General features: G+C 65.1%; 21 protein-coding genes, 4 tRNA genes and 1 pseudogene. 15 read left to right on the top strand and 11 right to left on the bottom strand.

The genetic code is table 11. From position 1 onward, the window contains the following. Positions 1–28: 28 nt before the first annotated feature. Positions 29–463 (bottom strand): lycopene cyclase family protein, encoded by a 435-nt coding sequence (locus A9W95_RS10955; protein WP_067412022.1) that lies wholly within the window; start codon positions 461–463, stop codon positions 29–31. 271 nt (positions 464–734) lie between these two features. On the opposite strand from A9W95_RS10955, the pseudogene A9W95_RS10950 reads away from it, so the two are divergent. Beyond that, a pseudogene (locus A9W95_RS10950) lies at positions 735–1,880 on the top strand (cation:proton antiporter); the annotation flags it as partial. Positions 1,881–2,006: 126 nt separating this feature from the next. Here A9W95_RS10950 and A9W95_RS10945 read toward each other — a convergent pair. From A9W95_RS10945 to A9W95_RS10935, 3 genes are all read right to left on the bottom strand, one after another. Continuing rightward, a tRNA-Phe gene (locus A9W95_RS10945) sits at positions 2,007–2,080 on the bottom strand. Positions 2,081–2,107: 27 nt separating this feature from the next. Further along, positions 2,108–2,184: transfer RNA gene (locus tag A9W95_RS10940), tRNA-Asp, on the bottom strand. A 36-nt stretch (positions 2,185–2,220) separates the two neighbouring features. Beyond that, positions 2,221–2,293, bottom strand: a tRNA-Glu gene (locus tag A9W95_RS10935). Between the two features lie 123 nt (positions 2,294–2,416). On the opposite strand from A9W95_RS10935, the gene A9W95_RS10930 reads away from it, so the two are divergent. Beyond that, positions 2,417–2,489: transfer RNA gene (locus A9W95_RS10930), tRNA-Lys, on the top strand. A gap of 159 nt (positions 2,490–2,648) precedes the next feature. Then, the gene (locus A9W95_RS10925) at positions 2,649–3,464 is read left to right on the top strand and encodes a TIGR04255 family protein (protein ID WP_156746131.1); all 816 of its coding nucleotides are present in this window, start codon (positions 2,649–2,651) and stop codon (positions 3,462–3,464) included. A gap of 11 nt (positions 3,465–3,475) precedes the next feature. On the opposite strand, the gene A9W95_RS10920 is transcribed toward A9W95_RS10925, so the two are convergent. Beyond that, positions 3,476–4,381 (bottom strand): SAM-dependent methyltransferase, encoded by a 906-nt coding sequence (locus A9W95_RS10920; protein ID WP_067412018.1) that lies wholly within the window; start codon positions 4,379–4,381, stop codon positions 3,476–3,478. A gap of 84 nt (positions 4,382–4,465) precedes the next feature. On the opposite strand from A9W95_RS10920, the gene A9W95_RS10915 reads away from it, so the two are divergent. After that, the gene (locus tag A9W95_RS10915) at positions 4,466–4,966 is read left to right on the top strand and encodes a nucleoside deaminase (protein WP_216638154.1); all 501 of its coding nucleotides are present in this window, start codon (positions 4,466–4,468) and stop codon (positions 4,964–4,966) included. Between the two features lie 12 nt (positions 4,967–4,978). Here the strand turns inward: A9W95_RS10915 and A9W95_RS10910 are convergent, their stop codons facing one another. Continuing rightward, the gene (locus A9W95_RS10910) at positions 4,979–5,995 is read right to left on the bottom strand and encodes an oxygenase MpaB family protein (protein ID WP_067412012.1); all 1,017 of its coding nucleotides are present in this window, start codon (positions 5,993–5,995) and stop codon (positions 4,979–4,981) included. A gap of 64 nt (positions 5,996–6,059) precedes the next feature. Between A9W95_RS10910 and A9W95_RS10905 the strand changes: the two genes are divergently transcribed. The 5 genes from A9W95_RS10905 (at position 6,060) to phoU (ending at position 12,024) form a co-directional block, all read left to right on the top strand. Further along, complete coding sequence (locus A9W95_RS10905; protein WP_067412006.1) at positions 6,060–6,701, top strand: TetR/AcrR family transcriptional regulator; 642 nt, start codon at positions 6,060–6,062, stop codon at positions 6,699–6,701. 138 nt (positions 6,702–6,839) lie between these two features. Then, entirely contained in the window at positions 6,840–7,856 is a 1,017-nt protein-coding gene (locus tag A9W95_RS10900) for an acyl-ACP desaturase (protein ID WP_067412004.1), read from the top strand. A gap of 6 nt (positions 7,857–7,862) precedes the next feature. Next, positions 7,863–8,996: a tRNA dihydrouridine synthase DusB gene (gene dusB, locus A9W95_RS10895; protein ID WP_067411998.1), complete on the top strand. Its 1,134-nt coding sequence runs from the start codon at positions 7,863–7,865 to the stop codon at positions 8,994–8,996. Positions 8,997–9,129: 133 nt separating this feature from the next. Next, positions 9,130–11,301 (top strand): LCP family protein, encoded by a 2,172-nt coding sequence (locus A9W95_RS10890; RefSeq protein WP_082983025.1) that lies wholly within the window; start codon positions 9,130–9,132, stop codon positions 11,299–11,301. Positions 11,302–11,355: 54 nt separating this feature from the next. After that, positions 11,356–12,024: a phosphate signaling complex protein PhoU gene (gene phoU / locus A9W95_RS10885; RefSeq protein ID WP_067411996.1), complete on the top strand. Its 669-nt coding sequence runs from the start codon at positions 11,356–11,358 to the stop codon at positions 12,022–12,024. Here phoU and pstB read toward each other — a convergent pair. The 4 genes from pstB to A9W95_RS10865 all read right to left on the bottom strand — a co-directional run bounded on the left by pstB (position 12,021) and on the right by A9W95_RS10865 (position 15,780). Beyond that, positions 12,021–12,797, bottom strand: a complete 777-nt coding sequence (gene pstB / locus A9W95_RS10880) for a phosphate ABC transporter ATP-binding protein PstB (protein ID WP_067411990.1) — start codon at positions 12,795–12,797, stop codon at positions 12,021–12,023. The two genes, phoU and pstB, sit on opposite strands and share 4 nt — an antisense overlap. 110 nt (positions 12,798–12,907) lie before the next feature. Further along, on the bottom strand, positions 12,908–14,023 hold the full coding sequence (gene pstS, locus A9W95_RS10875; protein ID WP_253851629.1) for a phosphate ABC transporter substrate-binding protein PstS: 1,116 nt from the start codon (positions 14,021–14,023) through the stop codon (positions 12,908–12,910). 81 nt (positions 14,024–14,104) lie between these two features. Next, positions 14,105–15,016: a mycothiol synthase gene (gene mshD, locus A9W95_RS10870; protein ID WP_067411985.1), complete on the bottom strand. Its 912-nt coding sequence runs from the start codon at positions 15,014–15,016 to the stop codon at positions 14,105–14,107. Beyond that, positions 15,013–15,780 (bottom strand): response regulator transcription factor, encoded by a 768-nt coding sequence (locus A9W95_RS10865; RefSeq protein ID WP_156746130.1) that lies wholly within the window; start codon positions 15,778–15,780, stop codon positions 15,013–15,015. Before A9W95_RS10865 ends, mshD begins: the two co-directional genes overlap by 4 nt. 136 nt (positions 15,781–15,916) lie before the next feature. Between A9W95_RS10865 and lmeA the strand changes: the two genes are divergently transcribed. The 6 genes from lmeA (at position 15,917) to A9W95_RS10840 (ending at position 20,387) form a co-directional block, all read left to right on the top strand. Continuing rightward, the gene (lmeA, locus tag A9W95_RS10860; protein WP_067411983.1) at positions 15,917–16,729 is read left to right on the top strand and encodes a mannan chain length control protein LmeA; all 813 of its coding nucleotides are present in this window, start codon (positions 15,917–15,919) and stop codon (positions 16,727–16,729) included. Beyond that, complete coding sequence (locus A9W95_RS28390; RefSeq protein WP_371328055.1) at positions 16,726–16,893, top strand: Ms5788A family Cys-rich leader peptide; 168 nt, start codon at positions 16,726–16,728, stop codon at positions 16,891–16,893. The genes lmeA and A9W95_RS28390 overlap by 4 nt, the downstream gene beginning before the upstream one ends. Positions 16,894–17,094: 201 nt before the next feature. After that, complete coding sequence (locus tag A9W95_RS10855) at positions 17,095–17,928, top strand: sulfurtransferase (RefSeq protein WP_067411982.1); 834 nt, start codon at positions 17,095–17,097, stop codon at positions 17,926–17,928. 1 nt (position 17,929) lies between these two features. After that, on the top strand, positions 17,930–18,232 hold the full coding sequence (locus tag A9W95_RS10850) for a DUF1416 domain-containing protein (RefSeq protein ID WP_067411974.1): 303 nt from the start codon (positions 17,930–17,932) through the stop codon (positions 18,230–18,232). A 163-nt stretch (positions 18,233–18,395) separates the two neighbouring features. Further along, positions 18,396–19,064, top strand: coding sequence for an FABP family protein (locus tag A9W95_RS10845; protein ID WP_067411971.1), 669 nt, complete (start codon positions 18,396–18,398; stop codon positions 19,062–19,064). Between the two features lie 84 nt (positions 19,065–19,148). Beyond that, positions 19,149–20,387 (top strand): hypothetical protein, encoded by a 1,239-nt coding sequence (locus tag A9W95_RS10840; protein WP_253851628.1) that lies wholly within the window; start codon positions 19,149–19,151, stop codon positions 20,385–20,387. On the opposite strand, the gene A9W95_RS27225 is transcribed toward A9W95_RS10840, so the two are convergent. After that, the coding region (locus tag A9W95_RS27225) for a hypothetical protein (RefSeq protein ID WP_253851627.1) at positions 20,324–20,592 on the bottom strand (269 nt) is incomplete at its 5' end. The genes A9W95_RS10840 and A9W95_RS27225 overlap by 64 nt on opposite strands.

Below are 20,592 nucleotides of genomic sequence, written 5' to 3'. Positions count from 1 at the left end.
ATCGACCGTGGTCGACTGGAGAACGAACTCACTCGCCGTTGTGAACACGATGGTGTCGAGTTTGCTTCTGGCCGAGTTCGATTCGTCGGGCGATATCGTCGTTGCCGTTGTGGGAGAAGAACATTCGCAATCCCATTTTGCGGAGCTGGGAAGTTTGCAGATGGTCGGCCAGACCGATGCGATCGCGCAGGTAATGCGCGGAGATCTCGACTGTCGACTCACCGACCGTATGCGTGATCTCCGGCACCGGGCGTGGGGTCGGCTCGATGATCAGGATGCGCGTGCGAGGGCGCGCGCGGCGAATCTCACGCGCCAACGTCAGGGCCGCTACTCCCCCACCCACGATGGTGACGTCATGGTCGGGTGCAGCGGCGTCGCCATCGGACAGGTGCGTCTTGATCCGTCGGGCCAGAGCCTCCCGTGCCTGCGGGCTCAAGCGCGACAGTTGCGCTCGCGCGTCCACAAGTCCACCTCCCACGAGCAACATACGCTAAGTTGCTTAATAGTTAAGAAAGTTACACTAAATCAGGCCCCTGGCAAGCGGAGTTCGCAGCCCTAAGGTGCTGTCTGCGCTTGAGGATTCGCCGCGGGCCGGGATGGGCAGGGCTATGACACTTGACCACCTACCGGTGTCCAGAACCGGCCTAGCCCCGCTCTGCTATCCCGACGTGCGTGGCGTGCAGCAACACCGACCGATCGACGCCTGCGCCCGATCGACGCCGAGGACTTGAGTCGTGCCCGCAGCCATTTCCATACATTTCTTCTTGGAATTGACCGTCATCTTGGCGACCTGTCGATTGGTGGGACTGGTGGCACGGCGCTTGGGTCAGCCTCAAGTTGTCGGGGAGATGATTGCGGGGGTGCTTCTTGGCCCGTCGCTGCTAGGCAGCCTGGCGCCGGGCTTACAACATCATCTGTTTCCCGCAGGCCATTCCAATATTGTCTTGTACACCGTGGCCCAAATCGGGCTGGTGCTCTATATGTTCCTCGTCGGGCTCAATTTCGACGTCAATTTGATCAAACACCGTGCGGGCACTGCCGCCGCGGTTTCGGCGGCAGGCATTGTGGTCCCCCTGGGATTGGGAGCGCTTATCGCCGTTCCCCTTTTGGGCAGCCGCATCTATTTCACCAAAGACGTCACGCTTGTTATGGCAATGATGTTTTTGGGCGCATCCATCGCAACTACCGCATTTCCCATGTTGGCGCGAATCATCTTCGAGACGAAGCTTTCGGGTACGCCGCTGGGTACGCTGGCGCTGGCCTGCGGCGCGGCCGACGATGCGATCTCGTGGTGCATCCTGGCGACCGTCCTGGCCATTCATCGCGGGAGCCCCGCCGTGGCAGCGACGGCGATCGTCGGCGGAATCCTCTATACCGTGCTGTTGCTCACGTTGGGACGCAAGGCATTTCGCGGCCTCGGCACAAGCTCGGAACGCCGGAACACGGTCACGCCCTCGGTCCTCTGCGGCGTCCTCATCCTGCTCATGGCATGCGCCTGGCTCACCGACACCATCGGTATCTACGCGATCTTCGGCGCTTTCATCCTCGGTGTCGCCATGCCGGCCGGCTTCTTCGCCGAGCACCTCACCGCCACCCTCGAACCACTGGTCACCACATTCTTACTGCCGTTATTCTTCGTCTATTCCGGGTTGAATACCCAAATCGGACTGCTGAACAGCCCGAAGCTGTGGGCGGTGACCGCCGGGATACTCGTCGTGTCGATCGCGGGAAAAGGAGTCGCGTGCGCGTTGGCCGCGCGGCTGAGGAAAGTTCCCCTGCGCGAATCGGTGGCACTGGGGTCCTTGATGAACGCGCGCGGTCTGATCGAACTCATTCTGCTGAACATCGGACTCGAAGCGGGAATCATCACGCCGACGTTGTTCACCATTCTGGTGTTGGTCGCGATTGTCACCACGCTGATGGCCACGCCGATTTTCCAATTCGTCTACGGCCGGCATCGGGCCGCCACCGGCCAGTTGCGTCCGGCACGTCCGACGTTCCTACGGTGGCCAGGGGCGGGATCGAACCGCCGACCTTCCGCTTTTCAGGCGGACGCTCGTACCGACTGAGCTACCTGGCCCGGAAGGCAGCGTATGCCTCGCCGTGGTGGCGACCCTGACGGGACTCGAACCCGCGACCTCCGCCGTGACAGGGCGGCGCGCTAACCAACTGCGCCACAGGGCCTTGCTGCGTTGCTGCTCCACGCTACCGCGTAGCAGGTACCCCCTACGGGATTCGAACCCGCGCTACCGCCTTGAAAGGGCGGCGTCCTAGGCCGCTAGACGAAGGGGGCCAGAACCGAATCTCTCCGGGGTACTCGCAACGTGGTCACTGTTGGGAGCCACGTCAGCTTAGGTCACCCCGGGCCTAATCCTCAAACGAGCGTTTCACGGCACACAGTATTCTGAGTCTTCGCGCCCCTATAGCTCAGTTGGTAGAGCTACGGACTTTTAATCCGCAGGTCCTAGGTTCGAGTCCTAGTGGGGGCACCGAGGTGCTGATTGACCTGGGCATACGGTCAGGGTCAGGCGTGCCGACCAAGCCCGGCACAGCATGCGCGACCGGGATGCGTGCCCCATACCACCCGGGGACCACCCGGGGTCGACGCGGCGTTTAGAACGTCACAACCCTTGGCTATGCTTCGGAACATGCTTCCCGGAGGAACGAATCAGGCTGACGTCCAACCCAACGCGCCCGTCGCTCTAGTGACACTGGAAGTTCGTCACCCGGCAACGGATTCACTGACCGAGTCTGCGAGCCGGGAGCTCAAGCACCTGCTCGTCGACCACCTGCCCATCGAACGCCAGGCACAGGACCTGGCGTGGGGCATGGCCCCGGGCGGACAACCGGCCCCGACCACTGACCGCTTCGTGCGTTACGTCAACCGCGACAACACCACCGCCGCCGCGTTGAAGAACCAGGCGATCGTCATCGAGACCACCGCCTACAGCAATTTCGACCAGTTCCTCGACATCGCGATGCGGGTGGTGGACTCTCGCGCGCAGGTCTCCTCGATCGTGGGCGTGGAGCGCGTCGGCTTGCGCTACGTCCTGGAAATCCGCGTTCCCGCAGGCGTCGACGGCCGCATCGAGTGGAGCAACTGGATCGACGAGCACCTGCTCGGCCCCCAGCGCCTCTCCCCCGGTGGGCTGGCGCTGACCGAATGGCAGGGCGCTGCGGTGTACCGCGAGGCCCAACCGGGCAAGTCGCTGATCCTGCGCTACGGCCCCGGTGTCGGCCAAGCCCTGGACGCCAACTACCACTTGCGCCGGGTGACCCCGGTCCAAGGCGGTCAGTTCTTCCTGCTAGACATCGACAGCTTCTGGACCCCGCCCACCGGCGGCATCCCCGAGTTCAACCGGGAAGCCTTGGTGACGATGTTCCGGGATCTCTACGGCCCGGCGCAGACGGTGTTCCAAGAGCTGCTCACCCCTCGCCTCAAGGACGAGCTGCTGCGCGGCTAAACCCGCACCGGTTACCCGGTGAGTACCGCGGTGCTGTAGGTAATGTCGGCGAAGGCGGCCGCGAGGTCGTCGTCGGGATAGGTGAAGCCGTTCGCCTCGTGCAGTTCGGCAACCGTGTGTGTTGTCGTTTGCCATCCGGCACGGCCCAGATAGTCCACGATGTGGCTACGTTCGCCGTGGTAGACCAGATCGTTGAAGTCGATTTCGAAGCCGAGTTCGCTCATCCGGTCGTGGTGTGAGCGCCAGCGCTCGTCCTGAAATATCGCTGTATCCGGCACATATTCGAAGGCAAGCCGACTGCCCGGGGCACTCAGCGCGGTGATGTTGTCGAACAGCTTGTCCTGCGCTTCGTCGGGAAGGTAGACGAGTAATCCCTCGGCGCTCCACGCCGTCGGCGCCTTCGGATCGAATCCCGTCGCCTGCAACGCCGCGGCCCAGTCATCACGCAAGTCGACCGCGACGGTGCGCCGCTCGGCGGTGGGTTCGGCACCCAGGTCGGCCAGCGTCGCGGTCTTGAACTCGATGACGTCGGGCAGGTCCACCTCGTAGACGACGGTGCCAGCCGGCCAACCCAGCCGGTAGGCGCGCGCGTCCAGACCGGAGGCGAGGATGACCGCGTGACCGATGCCGCTACCAGTGGCATCCAGGAAGAAGTGATCGTAAAACCTTGTACGACAAGCCATTCCGCGTGCCATACGGTCCGGGTCGAATTCGGAGTTCTCGTCGACCACGATCTCGCCGTTGACCAGTCGCGTGTAGACATCAATACCGACCGCGCGCACCAGCGGCGCGGCGAACGGGTCTTCGATGAACGCATACTGCGGCGCGGAGGCCAGCGCCCGCTGAGCGGCGACCATCGTGGCGGTGGCCCCCACACTCGTGGCGAGATCCCAGCGATCACGTTCGGCGCGCACCATGTAACCCCCTGAGTGTGGTATCGAGTTACCACAAATGTAGACGGTCTAGTTACTGGCGCCGCGCGGTCTGCTTCCATGGAACTCGTGACCGACTTCGCTCAGCGGACCATAGACCTTGCCCGCCAGAACGTCGCCGAGGGCGGCCGTCCGTTCGCGACGGTCATCGTCAAAGACGGCCAGGTGCTTGCCGAAAGCGCCAACAAAGTCGCGCAAACCAATGACCCCACCGCGCATGCCGAGATTCTGGCCATCCGGGCGGCCTGCACCAAGCTGGGCACCGAGCACCTGATCGGCACGACCATCTACGTGCTCGCCCACCCCTGCCCGATGTGCCTGGGCTCGCTTTACTACTGCTCACCCGACGAAGTCGTCTTCTTGACCACGCGTGAGGCGTACGAGCCGCACTACGTCGACGACCGCAAGTACTTCGAGCTCGCCACCTTCTACGACGAGTTCGCCAAGAACTGGCAGGACCGCCGCCTACCCATGCGCTACCAACCCTCCGATGCCGCCGTCGAGGTGTACCGGTTCTGGCAGGACCGCAACGGCGGCGAGCGCACCGCGACCGTCGTTCCGACGATGTGACGCGGCGTCGAGCTAGACCTCCGGGCAGTAGTGCGTGGGCTTGCCGCGCTCGTCGAGCGGTGGCAGGTTGCGCGCCGGCGTTTGCGGCAACGGCGCGTCGGCGGGAATCCGCCCGCTCACGCGGTCCAGACCGGCGCGTGCCCGGGGATGCTTGCGGTACCTGGGCGGCACGAACGCAAACACCATGCGCACCGCATCGCCGAAGCGGCGGTGCAGCCACTCGTCACGACGCGACCAACTGAAACCCAGCCGTTCCCGCACGGCAGGGTGATACAACCCGACCGTCAGCCAGACGAAGAACGGCGCGAACATCTTGGTCAGAGCCGCCCACAGCCAATCCGGAAGCCACGGGGCGATGGGCGGTTTCCCGTACTGCGTCAGATCCAGCACGGCCCGGGTCGCGTAGTTGTCCTCTAAAACGTTGCGACACATATGATCCCAGTACTCCTGGAATTCGTCCCAGGTTTCTGGAACCGGGCGCATGCTCATGCCGTACATGCGGTACCACTGGATGTGCTCAGCGAACAGTTGGCGCTTGTCCGCTTCGGTCAACCCGCCGCCGAACCGTTCGGCCACGTGGATCGTGCCGACGAAAAAGGTGGTGTGCGCCCAGTAGAAGACGTCGGGGTTCAACGCGTGGTAGCGACGCCCCTGGTCGTCGACGCCCTTGATGTCGATGTGGTAGTCGCGCACCTGCGCGCCCGTCGTGGGAGCGCGGTCACCGTCGAAGACGACCCCGCCGATCGGGTACAACGACCGCATCACTCGCTGCAACGGCTCCCGGAAGAATGTCGAGTGCTGCTCCACAGCGGCACCCAACTGAGGGTGCATGTTCTGCATCGACCCGGCGAACGGCCCTTGCAGGATGCCGCGCCAGTCACCGAAGTATTTCCACGTCAAAGACTCCGGCCCGAGCGGCGTCGGTGGTGCGTCATAGCCCGGCCCTGACACGGGACACCCGCCGGACACCTCAGCCGCCGCCTCGGCAGTGCTGGTCACTGGTGAGGCAGCGGACGTATCTTGAGTCACTGGTGTTCCTTCGGTTGCCGCCGAAATCTGACTACGCACGTTGTCAATCTAGTCTAGGAGCGATGTGCAGAGCGGTCAAAGAAGAGGTCGCTGGTCGGGCGTTCCTCTCGAGGACCGCCAGGCCCGGCGCCGCGACGACCTGGTGGTCGCCGGCGTGCAACTCCTGGGCGCAGCAGCCGGACCCGCGCTGACCGTTCGCGCCGTCTGCCGAGAGGCCGGGCTGACCGAACGCTACTTCTATGAGAGCTTCACCGACCGCGAGGACTTCGTACGGGCCGTCTACGACGACGTCTGCACTCGGGCCATGGCCACCCTGACGTCGGCGAAAACCCCGCGCGAAGCCGTCGAGCAATTCGTGGCCCTGATGGTCGACGACCCGGTCCGCGGCCGTGTGTTGTTGCTCGCGCCGGCCGTCGAGCCGGTACTGACTCAATCGGGCGCGGAGTGGATGCCCAATTTCATCGACCTGCTGCAGCGCAAGCTGTCGCGCATCGGCGATCCGGTGTTGCAGAAATTGGTCGCCACCAGTCTTATTGGTGCGCTGACGGCGCTGTTCACCGCCTATTTGAACGGTCAGTTGGGGGCGACCCGCGCCGAGTTCATCGACTACTGCGTCAACATGTTGCTCAGCACCGCCGCCACCTATGTTTCGCCTCGTGAGGAGGCCAACGGCGAGCGTCCGACGCCAGCCGCTCCGCACGATTAACGTCCGTCTTGCACGGGCACCCAATCCACTACCGAGATGTCCACACCGGTGATGCGCCACACCGTGCGGAAACTTGATGTCACTGGTCGACACAGATATATTGACTGCAACCCGTAGACACAGATAACTGGAGGGAACATGTCAGCGGAGCTGACCGACCTACAGCTGCTGCACGAACTCGAGCCGGTGGTCGAGAAGTACCTGAATCGCCACATCAGCATGCACAAGCCGTGGAACCCGCACGACTACATCCCGTGGTCGGACGGCAAGAACTACTACGCGCTGGGCGGCCAGGACTGGCACCCCGAAGAAAGCAAGCTGTCCGACGTCGCGCAGGTGGCGATGGTGCAAAACCTGGTCACTGAGGACAACCTGCCGTCGTATCACCGCGAGATCGCGATGAACATGAGCATGGACGGCGCCTGGGGCCAATGGGTCAACCGCTGGACCGCCGAGGAGAACCGCCACGGCATGGCGCTGCGCGACTACCTGGTCGTGACCCGCGCCGTCGACCCGGTCGAGCTGGAGTTGTTGCGCCTCGAGGTGGTCAACCGCGGCTTCAGCCCGGGGCAGAACCACCAGGGGCAGTACTTCGCCGAACGGCTCACCGACTCGGTCATTTACGTGACCTTCCAGGAGCTGGCGACCCGGGTGTCGCACCGCAACACCGGCCGGGCCTGCAACGACCCGATCGCTGACCAGTTGATGGCCAAGATCTCGGCCGACGAGAACCTGCACATGATCTTCTACCGCGATGTCAGCGAAGCCGCGTTCGAGATCGCGCCGGACCAGGCGATGGCGTCGCTGCACCTGATCTTGCGCCACTTCAAGATGCCCGGCTTCTTGGTTCCGGAGTTCCGCCGCAAGGCCGTGGTCATCGCCGTCGGCGGTGTCTACGACCTCCGCATCCACCTCGAAGAGGTCGTCAAGCCGGTGCTGAAGAAGTGGCGGATCTTCGAGCGTGAGGACTTCACCGGCGAGGCCGCCTGGATGCGCGACGACCTCGGCAAGCTCCTGGAGGAGCTCGAGGCGGAGTGCGACAAGTTCGAGGCGTCCAAGCAGCGCTACCTGGAACGCGAAGCCCGCACCGGCAAGAAGGTCACCGCCTTCGAGCTGCACAAGACCGCGGGCAAGTTGGCGATGAGCGGGCGGTAGTCATCGTTGCGCATCGGCCCGATCGAGCTCGCCAGCCCGGTGGTGCTGGCTCCGATGGCCGGGGTGACCAACGTTGCGTTCCGCACGCTGTGCCGTGAACTAGAACAGTCGAAGGTCGGCACGGTCAGCGGGCTCTACGTCTGCGAGATGGTGACCGCGCGGGCGCTCGTCGAGCGCCATCCGGTGACTATGCACATGACGACGTTCGCCCCCGACGAATCGCCACGCTCGCTGCAGCTCTACACCGTGGACCCGGACACCACCTTCGCGGCCGCCAAAATGGTGGCCGACGAAGGCTTGGCCGATCACATCGACATGAACTTCGGCTGCCCGGTACCCAAGGTGACCAAGCGCGGCGGGGGCGCGGCGCTGCCGTTCAAGCGGCGGCTGTTCGGGCAGATCGTCGCCGCCGCCGTCCGGGCCACCGAAGGCACCGACATCCCGGTCACCGTCAAGTTCCGCATCGGCATCGACGATGCCCATCACACCCACCTCGACGCCGGGCGCATCGCGGAAGCTGAAGGCGCCGCCGCGGTAGCGCTGCACGCCCGAACGGCCGCGCAGCGTTACTCCGGCACCGCCGACTGGGCCCAGATCGCAGCACTCAAGCAGCAGGTGCGGACCATTCCGGTGCTGGGCAATGGCGACATCTATGACGCCAGCGACGCGCTGGCCATGATGGCGACGACCGGGTGCGACGGGGTCGTCATCGGCCGGGGTTGCCTGGGCCGGCCCTGGCTATTCGCCGAACTGTCCGCCGCGTTCACCGGCACCCCAGCGCCCATACCGCCGACCCTGGGCGAGGTAGCCGACATCGTCCGCCGGCACGGTGCGCTGCTGGCCGCGCATTTCGGCGAAGACAAGGGCATGCGCGACATCCGCAAGCACATCGCCTGGTACTTGCACGGCTTCCCGGCGGGATCGGAACTGCGCCGCGCGCTGGCCTTGGTCAGAACCCTTGATGAGCTGGACCGGCTGCTGAACCAGTTGGACCCCGCCGTTCCCTTCCCCGAGGCCGCCAACGGCCCGCGCGGACGACAGGGCTCACCGGCCCGGGTGGCGCTGCCCGACGGCTGGTTGGACGATCCCGACGACTGCAAGGTGCCGGAAGGGGCCGACGTCATGCATTCTGGTGGTTGAACCGAGACGCTCTCGAAATCGCGTCTGCACCGATAACTAAGTACGATGTGAGCCTTGCGACAAAGCGCGGCGCCCAAGAAACGGGTGCTGCGCTGCCGTGTGTGCGAACCGAAACCTCGGAGGCCGGTAGGACATGAGTGACGGCGAGTACGACGCCACTCCCGGTTCTCGCGGCGCGGTTCCCGGCGACCGTGACCAACACCGGCTTACCGTAAAACCGCAGCCAACGCTAGGCGCCGCGCCGTGGGAGCGGCTGCGGACGTCGCCGGTGGACGACGAGCTATCCCGATGGTCGGCGGGCTCACTCACCACCACGCAGGCAGCCGACGACGCTGCTGCGGCCGCCGACGACACCGAGTCCGCTGAGGACCGCGCGGCGGCCGGCAACCACGCCGACGGCGGCGTCACGGTCGCCGATCTGATCGCCAAGCTCGGCGCAGACGTGCCCGACCGGCCCACCCGCCGCCACCTCGCCCCCGAACCCGAACCCGAAGCCGAACCCGCCGAGCCGACACCTGTCGACCAGGGTGATGACCTGCAGGACACCCAGGTCATCCTTAACCCCGCGTACTCCGTCGAATTGCTCTCCGAGTTACCCGACCTGAGCGCGGCCAACTACCCAGCCGACGACGCCGAAGACAACGACGACGACGACAAGCCTCGCCGGTGGTCCAGGCGGCGCGGCAAGAAGGCCACCGCGGCGAGTCCTGCCGAGGCACCGGAGACGACCGCGCCGGAAAAGAAGCGGCGCCCGATGCTGCTGGCCGGGCGCTCCCTGGCGGCGTTGTTCGCCATCGTCGCACTCGTGATGACCGGTGGAGCCTGGCAGTGGAGTTCCTCGAAGAACAGCCGGATGAACACGGTGAGCGCGCTGGACCCACAATCCGGGGACATCGTCGACCCCAATGCCCAGTTCGGTGACGAGAACTTCCTGATCGTGGGCATGGACTCGCGCGCGGGGGCCAACGCCGAAGTCGGCGCCGGAGACACCGACGACGCCGGTGGGGCTCGCTCGGACACGGTGATGCTGGTGAACATCCCGGCGAACCGCAAACGCGTGGTCGCCGTGTCCTTCCCCCGCGACCTGGCGATCAATCCGATCCAATGCGAGGCCTGGAACCCCGACACCCACAAATACGGGCCGATCTATGACGAGAAGAAGGGCACCTGGGGTCCGCGCATGGTCTACACAGAGACCAAGCTGAACTCGGCGTTCTCCTTCGGCGGCCCCAAGTGCCTGGTCAAGGTGATCCAGAAACTCTCCGGCCTGAGCATCAACCGGTTCATCGCCGTTGACTTCGTCGGCTTCGCGCGGATGGTCGAGGCCCTCGGCGGCGTCGAGGTGTGCAGCACCACGCCGCTGCGCGACTACGAGTTGGGCACCGTCCTGCCCCACGCCGGTCGCCAGGTCATCGACGGGACGACCGCCCTCAACTACGTCCGGGCCCGCCAGGTCACCACCGAAAGCAACGGTGACTACGGGCGCATCAAACGCCAACAGTTGTTCCTGTCGTCGCTGCTGCGGTCCCTGCTGTCCAACGACACCCTGATGAATCTCAACAAGCTCAACGACGTCGTCAACCTCTTCATCGGCAACAGCTACGTCGACAACATCAGGACCCAGGACCTGGTCACACTCGGCCAGTCGCTGCAGCACATGGCCGCCGGACACGTCACGTTCGTCACCGTTCCGACCGGCGTCACCGACCAGAACGGCGATGAACCACCGCGCACGGCCGACATGAAGGCGCTGTTCGCGTCCATCATCAACGACGATCCGCTGCCGCTGGAAAACGACCAGAACGCCCAAACCTTGGGCAGCACCCCCACCACCGCGCCGACGACCACCAAGAAGACGCCCCCGGCGACCCCGACCAACGAGACCGAACGCCAGCAGGTCACCACCACCTCGCCGCAAGAAGTCACCGTGCAGGTGTCCAACGGCACCAGCACCACCGGCCTGGCTGCGGTGGCCGCGAACCAGTTGCAGCGCAACGGCTTCAACGTGATGACGCCCGACGACTATCCGAACACGCTGAAGAGCACCACGGTGTTCTTCTCACCGGGCAACGAACAGGCCGCTGCCACCGTCGCCGCGGCGTTCGGCAGCACCAAGGTCGAGCGCGTCACCGGCATCGGGCAGGTGGTCCAGGTGGTCCTGGGACCGGACTTCAGCTCCGTGACGACGCCCCCGCCCAGCGGCTCGTCGGTCAGCGTCCAGATCGCCCGCGGCGCGAACAGTCCGACGACCAAGCTGCCGGAGGATTTGACCGTTACCAACGCCGCCGACACCACATGCGAATAACCGCTTGGCGGCGCTTCCCCGCAGTTGGGGCAGTGAGAAAGTAGGCTTTATCACATGCGGACCGCCTACCATGAGCAGCTCTCGGACTTGTCCGAGCGCCTCGGCGAAATGTGCGGACTCGCCGGAATGGCCATGGAGCGGGCAACCCAAGCGTTGTTGCAGGCCGATCTGGTGTTGGCCGAGCAAGTAATCACCGACCACGAAAAGATCGCGACCATGAGTGCGCGCGCCGAAGAGAGCGCGTTCGTGTTGCTGGCCCTGCAGGCTCCGGTCGCCGGTGACCTGAGAGCCATCGTCAGCGCCATCCAAATGGTGGCCGACATCGACCGGATGGGGGCGTTGGCTCTGCACGTCGCCAAGATCGCCCGTCGGCGCCACCCACAACATGCACTGCCCGAAGAGGTCAACGGCTATTTCGCCGAAATGGGCCGAGTGGCGGTCGAGTTGGGCAACAGCGCCCAAGAGGTGGTCTTGTCGCGGGACCCGGAGAAGGCCGCGCGGATTCGCGAAGAAGACGACGCGATGGACGACCTGCACCGGCATCTGTTCTCGGTGATGATGGACCGGGAATGGAAGCACGGGGTGGCAGCGGCCGTCGACGTCACGTTGCTGGGCCGGTTTTACGAACGTTTCGCCGACCATGCGGTGGAAGTCGCGCGCCGGGTGATCTTCCAGGCGACCGGCAAGTTCCCGGAGGACGAGGCTCCCGTCTCGACCAGTTAGCCGAAGCGGCCGGAGATGTAGTCCTCGGTCGCTCGCTTGCTGGGGTTGGAGAAGATTTTCTCGGTGTCATCGATCTCGACCAGGCGCCCTGGTCGTCCCACGGCTTCGAGGTTGAAGAACGCGGTCTGATCACTCACCCGGGCGGCCTGCTGCATGTTGTGGGTGACGATGACGATGGTGTAGTCCTGCTTCAACTCGCTGATCAGATCCTCAATCGCCATGGTCGAAATCGGGTCGAGCGCCGAGCACGGTTCGTCCATCAACAGCACGTCGGGTTGCACGGCGATCGCCCTGGCGATACACAACCTCTGCTGTTGCCCACCGGAGAGCCCGCCGCCGGGCTTGTCCAACCGGTCTTTCACCTCGTCCCACAGGTTAGCGCCGCGCAGCGAATATTCGGCCGTCTCGTTGAGCATCTTGCGGTTACGAATGCCCTGCAGCTTGAGGCCGGCGACCACGTTGTCCCGGATCGACATTGCGGGGAACGGGTTGGGACGCTGGAACACCATGCCGATCGCCCGACGCACGCCGACCGGGTCGATCCGCGCGCCGTAGATGTCCTCGTCGTCGAGCAGCACGCTGCCTTCCACCCGGGCCCCGGGGATCACCTCGTGCATGCGGTTCAACGTCCGCAGCACGGTCGTCTTCCCACAGCCCGACGGACCGATGAAGGCCGTCACGCTGCGCGGCAGCACCGACAGCGTCACGTCGGAGACCGCGTGAAACGACCCGTAGAAGATGTTGACCGCTTTGAGGTCCAACCGTTTAGCCACTCAGAGCTCCCGCCTTAACAGCATGCCGGTGATGATGCCGCACATCCCGGTACCAGGTAACAATTCTCGGCGCTGGTTTTCCACCTCTATATGTCATCCTGTCGTCTTCGCTACTGCAGTGCGTCGATGGCGGCGACCAGACGCTGTTTGACCTTATCCGGCAGCGGGACGTACCCGGCCGCCGTCAGACCGGGCTGACCGATGGTCACCGCCGTGGTGAGGAAGGCCTTGACCGCCGCAGCGGTATCGGCGTCGTATCCCTTTGAGCACACGATCTCGTAGGTGGCCAAAACCAGCGGATAGGTGTTCGGCTCCTCCGTGTCGTATATCGAACTTAACTCGAGCACCAGGTCATCACCCGCGGCAACGAACGTGACGGCATTGACGGCGGTCCGGGCGGTCTCGTTGGTGAGCGGTACGACGCCGGTGCCGGTGTTGATTTGCGCGAACGGCAGGCCGGCCTGGTCGGCGAAGCTTTTTTCCACGTATCCGATTGATCCGGGTGTGGACCGTACGGCCTGGATGACACCGGCGGAGCGTTGGGCTCCCTGCCCGACGCCACCCTGGAAATCGCCGCCGACGCCCTTGGTCCAACTCTGTGGAGCGGCCGCCGTCAGATACTTCTGGAAGTTGTCGGTGGTTCCTGACGAGTCGCTGCGGTAGATCGGAACGATCCGCGTATTGGGCAGAAAGACACCGGGATTCAACGTCGCCAGCAGCGGGTCGTTCCAGTTCCGAATGGCGCCCCCGAAGATCTTGGCCAGCGCGTCCGCATCGACGGTCAGCTTGGGAACTTCGGGCACGTTGTAGGCCAGGGCGATCGGACCGAACACCAGCGGCAAGTCCCACGCCGGGTTCCCGTTGCACCGGGCGGCGGCCGGGGCGATCTGCGTTGCGACCAGTGGGGAGTCGGATCCGGCGAAGTCGACGTGGCCGGCGATGAACTGCTCGCGTCCGGCAGTGGATCCGGTCGGGTTGTAGGACACCGTTTTGCCCGGGCAGTTTTGGGCCCAGACGTGGTTGAACAGGGCCATCGCGTTCTGCTGCGCGGTAGAACCCTCGGCGGTCACCGAATTCTTTCCGCCGCACGCCGCGGCGCCAGACGGTTCGCCGAACAGGGATGAGGAACCGGTGTGCGGGTGGTCGTCACTGCCGCAAGCGGTAACCGTTGCGGCGCACACGGTCACCGCCGCCGCGAGGGCCACCGCTTTGCCAGTCCGTTTCACCAATCTCGCTTTCCGTTCCCTGACCTAGGTTGCCAAGCAGCGGACAAAGTATGCGCGCGGCCCCGCTGGCCGACGCAGGTCTCAGCCGTTGTCGAGCCCGTAGGCCGTGTCGACGCTGTAGGTGGTGAACCCGGAACGCTGATAGGTCCGGATCGCGGCGGTGTTGTCGGACTCTACGTACAGCAGCACGGTGGGATCGGCGGCGTCCTGCGAACTGGTCAGCCGCTGCGCCAGGTAGGCCAATCCGACCGAGGTCAACGCTTGCCCGAGTCCACCGCCCTGCGCCGCCGGATCGACGCCGAGCACATACACCTCCCCCAGGCCCGGGTGATCGAGGTGCACCTTGGTCCAGTGGAAGCCCAGTAGCTTGTCGGCTCGGTCGCCGTCGCCGAAGGCCAGGAAGAGTCCCGACGGATCGAACCAGGGCTCGTCGCGCCGCTCGGCCAGTTCTTGCTCGGTCCAGCCGCCCTGTTCGGGATGGTAGGCGAACGCGGCGTTGTTGACGCGCAGCAATTCGTCGTCGTCGGATGGACCGGTGTAGGTGCGGATTCGCACGCCGTCGGGAATCACCGGCTCCGCGACATCGCGCAGCGAGCGTCGCATCTGCACTAGCTCTCGCATCGGGACCAGTTGCAGCGCGGCGGCGGTGGCAGCGGCCGCCGGCAGCGTGCCGTGCGCCCAGAACTGGTTGCGGCCACCGGTCTTGTCCAGCGCGGCGCGCGCCAACGCGGTGCCGATGCCGCGACGACGGGCCTCGGGGTGCACCACCAACTCCGCCATCACCGCGCCGGCACTGAGATTGAGGTAACCGAGTACTGCCTGCCCGGCAGGATCGGTGGCCAGCAGATGCCCGGTGCGCTGGTGGCCCAATTCCCGCAATACTTGTTCCCCGACCGGCGCTACTTCATCGAATTGCGTTGCCGCGTCGACTAGTTCGCGCACCGCCCGCTGATCTTGACCGGTCAGCGCCGAGCGCCAATGCAGGGCCGTCACTGAGTGCGCAGCGGGTCGGCCAACGGGTCCTGCTGCAGCGTCTCGGGCTCGCCGTCCTCGTCGTCGTCGGGCTCGTGCACGGGCGCGCGGCCGCGCGCCGGCCGAACCGCCTTGTAGCCGACGTTGCGTACCGTGCCGATGAGCGATTCGTATTCGGGGCCCAACTTGGCGCGCAATCGGCGTACGTGCACGTCGACGGTTCGGGTTCCGCCGAAGAAGTCGTAGCCCCAGACCTCGTGCAGCAGTTGGGCGCGGGTGAACACCCGTCCCGCGTGTTGAGCCAGGTACTTCAACAGCTCGAACTCTTTGTACGTGAGGTCGAGCGGACGACCGCGCAGCCGGGCGGTGTAAGTACCTTCGTCGATCACCAACTCGCCCAGGCTGACCTTGCCGACGCTCTCCTGATCGGCTAGACCACCGCGCCGACCCACCACCAGCCTGAGTCGGGCGTCGACCTCGGCCGGCCCCGTCGTGGGCAGCAGGATCTCGTCGAGCCCCCAGTCGGCGCTGACCGCTACCAGCCCACCCTCGCTGACCACTGCCAACACCGGGGCCGAGCGACCCGCTGTGCTCAGCAGCCGGCACAGACCTCGGGCGGCGGACAGGTCGTTGCGCGCATCAACCAACACCGCGTCGGCGTTGCCGGCCTCCAGCAACGACGAAGCTTCCGCCGGCGCCGTCCGCACGGAGTGAGGGAGCAGCGACAGCGACGGTAAGACCGGGTCGGGATACAGCTCCGAGGTCAGTAGTAATAACTCCAACAAGCCCCTCCAGCGTCGTGGGAAAGGCATCTCCCATGGTTCATCGCAACACGAGACGTCAATGGCCAGCTCATCTAACGATAACTTGCCTCTAACTTTTCAGCCTGGTGACGAGGCGTTTCGCGAGAAGGGCCACAATGTGCGGATGCGCAAGGTGTGGGTTGGCGCCACCGCGGTGGCGGTCACCGTCGGCGTCCTAGCGCTGCTCGCCATCGCCGTCGACTACGGCACCAGCATCTACGCCGAATACCGGCTGTCCACCAATGTGCGCAAAGCAGCAAACCTGGAATCCGACCCGTTCGTCGCCATCCTGGCTTTCCCTTTCATCCCGCAGGCGATACATGAGCACTACAACGAACTCGAGATCAAGGCCAACTCCGTGGATCACGCGGCCGTCGGCAAGGCCACCCTGGAGGCGACGATGCATTCGGTCGGCTTGGCCGACGCATCTTGGCTGATCAGACCGGATGCGAAGGTTCCGGTGGGCAAGCTGGAGAGCCGCATCATCATCGACTCGGTGCATCTGGGGCGCTACCTGGGAATCACCGACCTGATGGTGGAGGCACCCCAGCAGGAATCTAATGACGCCACCGGCGGCACCACCGAATCCGGAATCTCCGGCAGTCACGGTCTGGTGTTCAGCGGCACACCCACCGCGGCCCATTTCGATCACCGGGTGAGCGTGTCGGTGGATCTATCCATTGCGCCCGACGACAAGACGACGCTGGTGCTGACCCCGACCGGCGTGCTGACCGGGCCCAACACCGCCGACCGCACTGTTCCCGAGGACAAGCTCGACGCGGTGCTGCGCGCGTTCGCCGGCAGGCTGCCCAACCAAAAGTTGCCGTTCGGGGTGGTGCCGAACAACCTGGGGGCGCGCGGTTCGGACGTCATCATGGAGGGGATCACCAGGAACGTGACGGTCACCCTCGACGGGTTCAAGCAGTCATGATGTCGTCAACCCCCGCTGCTGCGGCGTTGACCGCTGTTGGCTTGATCACCGTGTCATTGGGTAAGCTGACCGACGTGCCCGCCCGCATCGAGCCCATGCTCACTACGCGCCGCGCAGTTGACCTGTGCCGCAGCGCGGGCTGTTGCTGTTGCTGTAGCTGCTGAGTAGCCGCGCCCCCGTCCCGCGCAGCACTCCGAGCAGCGCGCAAGCCGCGCATGTCTCGCCATCGTGCAACAGGCGTATCTAGGAGTAGTCCGTGTCGAGTAGGAACACCGCCCCGGTGGCGGTCCTTGCTGTTCGCTGTGCGACCCTGGCCGCCGTTCTGAGTCCGACCACTGACCCAAGCAATCGAAAGGATCCCCACCATGGCACGCTCCGACGTCCTGGTCTCCGCTGACTGGGCCGAGAGCAATCTCGACGCCGCAGACGTCGTCTTCGTCGAAGTAGATGAGGACGCCAGCGCTTACGACGGCGGCCACATCGCCGGCGCGATCAAGCTGGACTGGCGAACCGACCTGCAGGATCCGGTGAAGCGCGACTTCGTCGATGCCCAGCAATTCTCGAAATTGCTGTCCGACCGCGGCATCTCCAACGACGACACAGTCATTCTCTACGGCGGCAACAACAACTGGTTCGCCGCATACGCGTACTGGTACTTCAAGCTCTACGGCCACGAGAAGGTCAAGCTGCTCGACGGTGGCCGCAAGAAGTGGGAGCTCGACGCTCGCCCGCTGTCCAGCGACCCGGTCAGCCGGCCCGCGACCTCCTACACCGCCTCGCCCCCCGACAACACCATCCGCGCGTTCCGCGACGAGGTCATCGCCGCCATCAACACCAAGAACCTGGTCGACGTGCGCTCGCCCGACGAGTTCTCCGGGAAGATCCTGGCACCCGCTCACCTGCCTCAGGAACAAAGCCAACGACCCGGTCACATTCCCGGCGCCATCAACGTGCCGTGGAGCAAGGCCGCTAACGAGGACGGCACCTTCAAGTCCGACGAGGAGTTGGCCAAGCTGTACGCCGACGCCGGCCTGGACGGCGAGAAGGAAACGATTGCCTACTGTCGAATCGGCGAGCGTTCCTCGCACACCTGGTTTGTGCTGAGCGAATTGCTCGGACATAAGAACGTCAAAAACTACGACGGCAGTTGGACGGAATACGGCTCCCTGGTGGGTGCCCCGATCGAGTTGGGAAGCTGACATGTGCACTGCACCGAAACAAGGACTGACCTTGCCCGCTAGCGTCGACCTGGAAAAAGAGACCGTGATCACCGGGCGCGTCGTGGACGGCCAGGGCCAGGCCGTCGGAGGCGCGTTCGTGCGGCTGCTCGACTCCTCCGACGAGTTCACCGCCGAAGTGGTGGCTTCGGCGACCGGTGACTTCCGGTTCTTCGCCGCACCGGGCACCTGGACGCTGCGCGCCCTGTCGGCGGTCGGCAACGGGGACGCCGTCGTGGAACCGGCCGGTGCCGGCGTGCACGAGGTTGACGTCAAGATCGCCTGACCGGTCGGCGCTCCCGGCTGATCCGGGGGCACGGCCACGGCCAGACAAAGACGCCTAGACTCGTCGTCGTGGTGCTGTTCTTCGAGATCATGCTGGTCGTCGTGACCGCGGTCATCGCTTGGTTCGCGCTGTACGCGCTGTATCGGCTGATCACCGACGAGTCGTGACCCAAGCCGACGACCATGACGAGGCGATCAACCCGGTGACCTCCGGCGATCGCGCCGTTGCTGCTGCGGCCGAACGCGCCAAGGTGACCGCGACACGCAACATCCCCGCTTTCGACGACCTGCCAATACCCGCCGACACGGCGAACCTGCGCGAAGGCGCCAACCTCAACGACGCGCTGCTGGCGCTGCTGCCGCTGGTCGGAGTGTGGCGCGGCGAAGGCGAGGGCCGCGGCGCCGACGGTGATTACCGGTTCGGTCAGCAAATCGTCGTCTCTCACGACGGCGGCGACTACCTGAACTGGGAAGCCCGGTCCTGGCGGTTGAGCGAAACCGGTGACTACCAAGAGCCGGGCCTGCGTGAGACGGGGTACTGGCGGTTCGTCGCCGATCCCTACGACCCATCCGAGTCACAGGCCATCGAATTGTTACTGGCCCACTCGGCCGGCTACGTTGAGCTGTTCTATGGACGTCCCCGCAACGCGTCGTCGTGGGAGTTGGTCACCGACGCGCTGGCCCGCAGCCGATCGGGCGTGTTGGTCGGTGGCGCCAAGCGGCTCTACGGCATCGTCGAGGGCGGCGACCTTGCCTACGTCGAGGAGCGTGTCGACGCCGACGGCGCGCTGGTGCCGCATCTATCGGCGCGGCTATCCCGCTTCGTCGGGTAATCGGGCCGCGATCTCGCTGTTGCCCCCACGGCGCCCCTGCTGCGGTACTGTTCGCCTCCGAGCGACCACGTAAGGAGCCGGCGGATGCGTCACCGCAGGACGACCCCTCCCTCGCTGCGCTGGGTCTTGTCCGGAGTCGGCTTGCTGGTGATCGCATATCTGGCGGTCATCGCGCTGCAACCCGGGATCGTCGACGCATTGCCCGCCGGGCTGACCTGGTTCGGCCGGCCCGGATCGATGCCGACGCTTGGCATCGCGGTATTGATTCTGGTCTCCGCCGGTGTGGCGATCTTCCGGTCCGACGGCAACCACCGGTTGGTCGGAGTGTCTTTCACGGTGATCGCCGCGCTCATCTCGATGAGCGCCGTACTCGGCTTGAGCTCGTACTGGGATTGTCACGACGCCAACCATCCGGCCTTCTTCACCCCGCTGATGGCGACCGCGCAGCTGGTCAAGGGCGGCATCGGCGACTACTCGCTGAGCGGACACACCTGCCCAGACCCCACCCCGGTCGGCTTGGAATTGGCCCGCATCGCAGCACTCTCGGCGATCTTCACCGGGCTGGGCGGGGTGGTAGTGGGCGTGTTCCGTTCGCAGGTGGACCGGCTGCGCGCCAACCTGGCCGATTCGGTAACCGCCATCGTCGGCGTCGACGACGACAGCCAGTCGATGGTCAGCGCGGTGGCGCGCACCCTCGACCGGCGCAGCACCCTGGTGGTCATCACCAATGCCGGCGACGACAAAGTGCAACGGGCGCGCAGGCAGGGCGCCCGCGTGGTGCTGGTCGACTTCAACAACCCGTCGACGTTGGTGTCGCTGCGGCTGTGGCGTCACCTGAGCCGGCTATATCTGATGGCGCCCGATCCGGCGATCAACCTGCTATGGCTGGACCTGATCAGCAAGCGGCTGTCCCAAGTCGCCCACAAACGACGCTTGCCCTTGATCGTGCGTATCGACGACCCGTGGCTGGCCGAAGCGTGGCGGGCACAGCAGTTCGGCGGTTCGGACACCCGATGGGCTGCCGACGTGGTCGGCAAGTACGAGGTGACCGCCGGACGATTACTCGACGGCATCCTCGCGACGGGCCAGACCAAACGAGTATTCGTCTGCGGCACTTCGCAATTGACCCTGGCGCTGTGCGCGGACCTGACGCGCCGAGCCCTGGAACGCGACTTCTACACCCCGCCCGGTGCCGTCGCGTTGCCGGCTCTGACATTGGTGGACAAAGACGCCGACGATTATCTGCGTGATCACCAGTTCTACCGGCAGCAAGCAGGATTCGCCTCCACTGGGCCGGCGATCGATGCGGTGGCCGAGGCGTAGACCGGCATGTCGGGGAAACGGGCCGCTAGCCTGGTGCCGGTGGTGGCGGTATGGGTGTCGACCAGAATGACGGCGCTGGTCTGTGAATCTGAGTCACCGATCAGTCGCAGCAGTGTGGGCACGGTGGGCGCCTCGGCCACCGCATCGATCGCCGGCCCAGTGGAGGCGAATCCTGCTTGCTGCCGGTAGAACTGGTGATCACGCA

Source organism: Mycobacterium sp. 1423905.2, assembly GCF_001673155.1.
Classification (GTDB): domain Bacteria; phylum Actinomycetota; class Actinomycetes; order Mycobacteriales; family Mycobacteriaceae; genus Mycobacterium.
The sequence above is the reverse complement of the archived record's forward strand: the minus strand, read 5'-3'. Positions and strand labels throughout refer to the sequence as shown.